This is a genomic window from Deltaproteobacteria bacterium (assembly GCA_016219225.1).
Classification (GTDB): Bacteria; Desulfobacterota; RBG-13-43-22; order RBG-13-43-22; family RBG-13-43-22; genus RBG-13-43-22.
The window spans coordinates 1-6,327 of record JACRBX010000015.1; the positions used below are offsets into that span (position 1 = coordinate 1).

At 53.9% G+C, this 6,327-nt stretch carries 8 protein-coding genes; all 8 read left to right on the plus strand.

Features of this window, described 5'->3' with window-relative positions; translation table 11 throughout:
• On the plus strand, positions 1-538 hold a 538-nt coding region (locus tag HY879_01265; protein ID MBI5601963.1), incomplete at its 5' end, for a TRAP transporter large permease subunit.
• 338 nt (positions 539-876) lie between these two features.
• Positions 877-2,271, plus strand: a complete 1,395-nt coding sequence (locus HY879_01270) for an FAD-binding protein (GenBank protein ID MBI5601964.1) — start codon at positions 877-879, stop codon at positions 2,269-2,271.
• 65 nt (positions 2,272-2,336) lie between these two features.
• On the plus strand, positions 2,337-3,593 hold the full coding sequence (locus HY879_01275) for a (Fe-S)-binding protein (protein ID MBI5601965.1): 1,257 nt from the start codon (positions 2,337-2,339) through the stop codon (positions 3,591-3,593).
• 343 nt (positions 3,594-3,936) lie between these two features.
• Positions 3,937-4,401, plus strand: a complete 465-nt coding sequence (locus HY879_01280) for a hypothetical protein (protein MBI5601966.1) — start codon at positions 3,937-3,939, stop codon at positions 4,399-4,401.
• A gap of 26 nt (positions 4,402-4,427) precedes the next feature.
• Positions 4,428-4,673, plus strand: coding sequence for a hypothetical protein (locus HY879_01285; protein MBI5601967.1), 246 nt, complete (start codon positions 4,428-4,430; stop codon positions 4,671-4,673).
• 99 nt (positions 4,674-4,772) lie between these two features.
• On the plus strand, positions 4,773-4,904 hold the full coding sequence (locus HY879_01290; GenBank protein ID MBI5601968.1) for a DUF3096 domain-containing protein: 132 nt from the start codon (positions 4,773-4,775) through the stop codon (positions 4,902-4,904).
• 29 nt (positions 4,905-4,933) lie between these two features.
• A complete protein-coding gene (locus HY879_01295; protein MBI5601969.1) occupies positions 4,934-5,944 on the plus strand; it encodes a DHH family phosphoesterase in 1,011 nt (336 codons plus the stop codon).
• 139 nt (positions 5,945-6,083) lie between these two features.
• A partial coding sequence (locus tag HY879_01300; GenBank protein ID MBI5601970.1) for a hypothetical protein occupies positions 6,084-6,327 on the plus strand: 244 nt, incomplete at its 3' end.

The following is a 6,327-nucleotide window of genomic DNA, read 5'->3' on the forward strand; positions in this document are numbered from 1 at the left end:
CTTGTTTGTGGCCATGGCCGTCAACCACCGGATCAAATGGAAGGACATGCCGGCCCTCATCATCCGCTCCCAGATCGTGGCCGCCACCATCCTCTTCATCATCGCCATGGCCAAGATGTTTACCTGGCTTTTGGCCATGAAGCAGACCCCGATGCTGTTGCAAAATGCCATCCAGTCCCTGGCGCTCCCCCCTTGGGGCCTGCTGCTGCTGGTCATGACAGGCCTCTTGATCGAGGGCTGCGTGATGGCGACGAAGGCCGCCCTGATCCTGCTGGTACCGGTCCTGGCGATCATTACCCCCCAGATGGGGGTGGACCCCATCCAGTTCGGGGTGCTCATGGTGGTCAACCTGGCCATCGGCATGTTGACCCCCCCGGTGGGCATCTGCCTGTTCGTGGCCTGCGGGATCTCCGGGCTACCGCTGGGGCAGGTAGGCCGGGCGGTGATGCCCTTTGTTTTCGTGGCCCTGGCTGCGCTCCTGATCGCTTGCTACTGGCCGCCGCTGACGCTCTGGTTTCCGTCGTTGATTTACAGATGAATCGGGGATCGGGGATCGGGGATCAGGGATGGGGTTGGGGATGAAAAATCTTTTGCCCCATGGGGCGTCCTCGATGCATGAAAATGCGAATATCGAATATCGAATAATGAATGTCGAAGTAAGGTGGGTTTGAACCCGCAACCCTATTTTAGAACTAAACCTTCAGGACCATTGGGTCACCACGAAGCATGAAAATACCGCCATCGTAATGGCGGGTTTTATACCCGCCCTATGGGCGATGGGCAAGGTTAAACGGGTTTATGGGTTTTTATTCGCCTTTAGCCTATAGCCTCGTGCCTATAGCCTGAATTTTTCAATTTTCGAACTAAGGAAAACCTATGTTAAAACCGGAAGTCCTGGAGGCCCTTAGCGCCATTGTGGGCCGGGAGCGCTGTAAGACCTCCAAAGAAGATTTGCTGACCTACGGCTATGATGCCTGTATTTATGAATACCTCCCGGATGTGGTGATCTTTCCTAAATCGACCCGGGAAACGGCCGACATTATGAAGACGGCCTTGGCCCACCAGGTCTTCGTCACCCCCAGGGGAGCCGGCTCGGGCCTCGGTGCCGAGTCTTTGGCCAAGCAGGGGGGAATCGTTATCTGTTTCTCCATGATGAACCGCATCCTGGAGATTAACAGGGCCAACCGCTACGCCGTGGTTGAGCCGGGGGTGGTTATCGCCGATCTTCAGAAGGCCGTGGAAGGGGTGGGCCTTTTTTATCCCCCGGATCCGGGCAGCGCCGCCGTGGCCACCATGGGTGGGGCCGTGGCCATGAACGCCGGGGGGATGCGGGGGGTCAAGTACGGGGTCACCCGGGACTATCTTTTGGGTCTGGAGATGGTCCTGCCCAGCGGCGAAGTCATGACGACCGGAACCGTGACGGCCAAGGATGTCACCGGCTATGATCTGACCCGCCTGATTTGCGGTTCCGAAGGGACCCTGGCCCTGGTAACCCGGATAACTGTCCGCCTCCTTCCCAGGCCAAAAGCCAAGCGGACCCTGCAAGCGGTATACGACAGCATCGATAGGGCCGGGGACACCGTTTCCAGGATCATCGAAGCCGGGATCATCCCGGCGACCCTGGAACTGATGGATCGGATGGTCATCAAGGCCCTGGAGGAATCGGCCCATCTGGGGCTGCCCCTGGATGCCGAGGCCATCTTGTTGATCGATGTGGACGGCGATCCGGAAACCGTGGAGAGACAGGCCGCCCTGGTGGCCGAGTTCTGTAAGAGCCAGGGAGCCCGGGAGGTGCGGGTCTCCTCTTCTGAAAAGGAAAACGAGCAGCTCTGGGTGGCCCGCCGCTCGGCCTTCGGGGCCGTGGCCCGGTTGCGCCCCTCCTGTCTGATCGAAGATGCCACTGTACCCGTAAGTGTCTTGACTGCGACCATCAAAAAGGTCAAAGAAATTTGTGCGCGCAACCAGGTTCAGGTGGCGGTTCTGGCCCATGCCGGGGATGGCAATTTACATCCTTTGATGCTCTTCGATCAGCGGAACCGGGAGGAACTGGAGCGGGTGGAAAAGAGCATGGATGAAATCGTGGATTACGCCCTGTCCGTAGGGGGCACCCTTTCCGGCGAGCATGGGATAGGCATCACCAAGGCCAAATACCTGCCCAAACAGCTCAGCCCCACCAGTCTCCGGATCATGCGGGCCATTAAACGGACCTTCGATCCCCAGGGCATTTTGAATCCGGGCAGTTTTCTGGAAAAGACTCAAGGAAACAATTAGCCACGGACGCACACGGAAACACACAGATGGAAATAGGTTTTACTTTGAGCTTTGAGCTTTGAGCTTTGAGCAATTTTTTAAATATTATGATCCCCGAAGAATTGAAAGAACAGGTCCATAACTGCATCCGCTGCGGATTGTGCATGAGCACCTGTCCGGTATATAAACAACTTTTTTTTGAAGGGGCTTCCCCCCGGGGCAAGATCCAGCTTATTAAAAAGGTCCTGGAAGGAAAATTGGAACCTTCGGCCAACTTTGCCCGTCTTCTGGGGACCTGTCTGCTCTGCGAGACCTGCACGGTAACCTGCCCAAGCGGCGTCCAATTGGACCGTCTCATGAAAGCCATGCGGGCGGAATTGCTCTCCCGGTTCAGCCTGCCCTGGGAAAAGCGGACCCTCTTTAATCTTCTGTCAGGCAGCCGCTTGCTGCCTTTCTGTATGTTTTGGGGGAGGACCCTGGAAAACCCCCTCCGCTTCCTTTTGCCCAGCCAGGGCCGGGTTGGAACCATTCCTTTCTCCAAACTCCCCCGATTGAACGCCAGACCTCTGATCAGTCAGTATCCGGAGGTGGTCCGTCCGGATGGCGCCCGGGTCGGCCGGGTCCTCTATTTTGTGGGCTGTGCCACCAATTACCTGTCTGAAAATGTCGGCCGATCGGTGATCGCTATCCTGAGCCGACTGGGGGTTGAGGTGATCATCCCCAGAGGCCAGATGTGCTGCGGTTTTCCGATCTGTCTGGCCGGTGCCCGCAAAGCAGCCTTGAAAAATATCCGGCGAAACCTGCAAGTCTTCGACCCGACGACAGTGGACGCGGTCATTGTGGATTGCGCCACCTGCGGTGCGGCCCTGAAGGAGGAATATCCCCGTGTCCTGGAGGAAATGGGGGAGGGGAAGGCAGCCGAAGCCGCCCGCCGGTTGGGCCAAAAGGTCCTGGATATTTCCCAATACCTTTCCCGCTTCGACCTGGGAAAAAACCTTCGCCCGGTGGAGAGCCGGGTGACCTATCATGACCCCTGCCACCTGCTGCGGACCCAGAAGGTCAAGGAAGAGCCTCGAAGCCTGTTGAAGGGCATACCCGGTCTGGAGTTCGTGGAGATGGAGGGGGCCGACCTCTGCTGCGGCGGCGGCGGGACCTTTCAAGTAGAGCATCCTGAAGTGGCGGCCGGCATCACTGCAAACAAGATCCAGGCCATCCTGGAAACCCGGGCCGACCTGGTGGCCACCGGCTGTCCGGGATGCCGCCTCCAGATTCACGGCAACCTGAAAGACGACCGGATCCGGGTCGTGCACCCCGTAGAACTCCTGGCCCTGGCCCTGTCTTGAAATCTTGCCACGGATAGCCGCCCCTGGAAAGCAAACGGATCTATAAACCCTTCACCGTCTCCCCCACCCAAACACCCGAGGGCCTTCCCTTGAACCCTGGACAATATAGCTTGTACTGAATCTCATAGATGATCTAAAAAAGAATAAGGCATAACCAGTAGTTGCAGAAAAATAATTCTGTACAGAATGGGGTCGGGCCGAAAGCGCCGGGATAAACCGGGAATCCAAATACCACAATTACTTAATACAAATACATCATTGCCATTATTTACAAACATCATGAGGGGCCTGATAATTTAGAAAAATAGGTGAAGCGTCTCATAAATTTTCAGAGGAGGGCGTCATGGAAAAAGCAAAAGTTACAAGAAATCTGGTTGTAACCGTTGTCTTAATCGGGATCTTAATAGGTTCCTTTTACGTAATGGCTGCGGAACGCGGTCGGGAGGCGGTCGGCAAGGAGATGGGAAAATCCCTCGGGATGCCTGTCCTGACCGGGGACCTCTGGCAGAAGATGACGGTTGATGGCAAGGAGGCTTTCATTTGGGGACTCTGGCATACGGTAGCCATTGAGCATTATTTGATGAAAAAGTATCCGGATCTCAAGAAAGACAATTTTTCCTTGAAGGTCATTGAAGCCTCAGATAAGTCCCCATTGACTTTGGATCAAACGGTGGCCATGGTAGATCAATACTACCAAACGAATCCGGATCATCTTGAAAAGCCGGTGGTCGGTGTGCTCTGGCACATGGCAGTCAGGCCAAACATCGCGATCGGAATCGCCGGCCGTCCTCTGAAGCCGGAAAATTAAATCAATAAATAAAGAGGAGAGAGAAAATGAAACGTTTTTTGATCGTCTTAACTATTCTCGTTTTTGTATTTACCATGACCGGGTGTGTTGGAATGTCCAGAACGCAACAGGCCACTTTGAGCGGGGCAGCTATTGGGGCTGGTGGAGGAGCTTTGTTCAGTACTATAGTCGGTGGAAGCACTCTTTCGGGTGCTGCTCTTGGAGCAGGTATGGGTGCCCTGGGCGGATTTTTAGTCGGAGAATCCGGCGGAGGTTACAGACATCGAAGATAGCAGGGGGGCCGCCAGCCACCCCTTTGGATGGCGTTTTGAGAAGGTATCGTGAGGAAATCAAATGGAAAGGAATTAAACTTTTCATAAAAGGACTCGATAATGACCACGACGCTTTTTAATCCCATGCTTTCTTTAATTGCCGGGATATTGATATTGATCATTCCCAGATTATTGAATATCATCGTCGCCATCTATTTGATCGTCGTTGGTATTCTGGGTTTGATGCGTTAAATTGCCAATTAATTTGCTGCCCATGACCTATGAATGACAGTATACACCAACCTGTTTCACACCCCATGACTTCCCCCGAAAAGGTCAGTCGTCTGCGGGAGGTGGTGGGTCCGGAAGATACTCTGGCCATTCTAATCAACGCCGACCCGGATGCCATGGCCAGTGCGATCGCCTTCAAAAGATTATTTTGGCGTAAAATTAAAAAGGTTTTGATTTATCGGGTCAATTCCATTCAACGGACCGATAACCTGGCCTTCGTCAAGCTCTTAAGGATCAAGCAGTACCCTGTTCGGTCCATAAACCCGACCCATATCACCAAATGGGCTATTCTGGATTCTCAGCCCCATCACCATGAAGCCTTTATGAAGGTGCCGGTTGATATCATCATCGATCATCACCCGTTGGACCCGTCCTCCAAGGCCGACTATATGGACATTAGGGAACATTACGGGGCCAATGCAACCATCCTGACCGAGTACCTCCTGGCCGCCAAGATCCGACCTTCCCGGAGGCTGGCCACTGCACTCTTTTATGGCATTAAGACGGACACCGATAATTTTGTACGGGCTTCCATATTGAACGATGTCAGTGCCTTCAGGTATCTCTATCGGTATACCAATATGCATATTGTAAAAAAAATCGAATCTTCCGAAATGACCCAAAAGACGCTGGCCAGCTACAAAATCGCCATGGAAAGATTGATTTTATTTAAAAATATGGCCATTGTTCATATGGACGAAGTGGAAAACCCCGATATTTTGGTGATCATTGCCGATTTTTTTCTGCGACTTGCCGAAACGACCTGGAGCATTGTCTCCGGAATCAATAAAGGGAAGCTGATCATCATTTTCAGAAATGCAGGATTTCGGGGGGATGCCGGGAAAACGGCCCAGAGGCTTTTCGGAGGATGGGGGGCCTCTGCCGGGGGGCACAAGGATTCGGCCAGGGCCGAAATACCTATGGCCGGCCTGCTGAAAGAAATGAAAAGCGAATCCGATTCCGGCCAGTTTGTTTTAAATATCCTGAAGACGTCCAAATAGGGCTTTCAATTTTCCCATATTACGCCCCTGGCCCCCATCTGGCGGTTCCTCCTGAGGAGGGAGCAGGGGCGTCAAAGTTGAAACTCTGGCGATTGAAGTCCAGGGCTTTCAGAAACCAGGAGTTGGAGGGTCATCGGAAATGGATTCGGAAAGACGTTTGAAAAGCGTACCTCAACCAACCGGGCCTTTTTCCTTCCTCCAGGATTCGCTGAAAAAGATCCAAAGCGGCTCCTTTCAATTTCTTCTCCAGGCCCGGGACCCCCTGGTCCTGCCGGCCTATAAGGGCTCCACCCTGCGGGGCGGATTCGGCCATGCCTTTAAACGGGTGGTCTGCGCCCTCCGGAATCAGGACTGCCCGGACTGCCTGCTCAAAGAAAAATGCC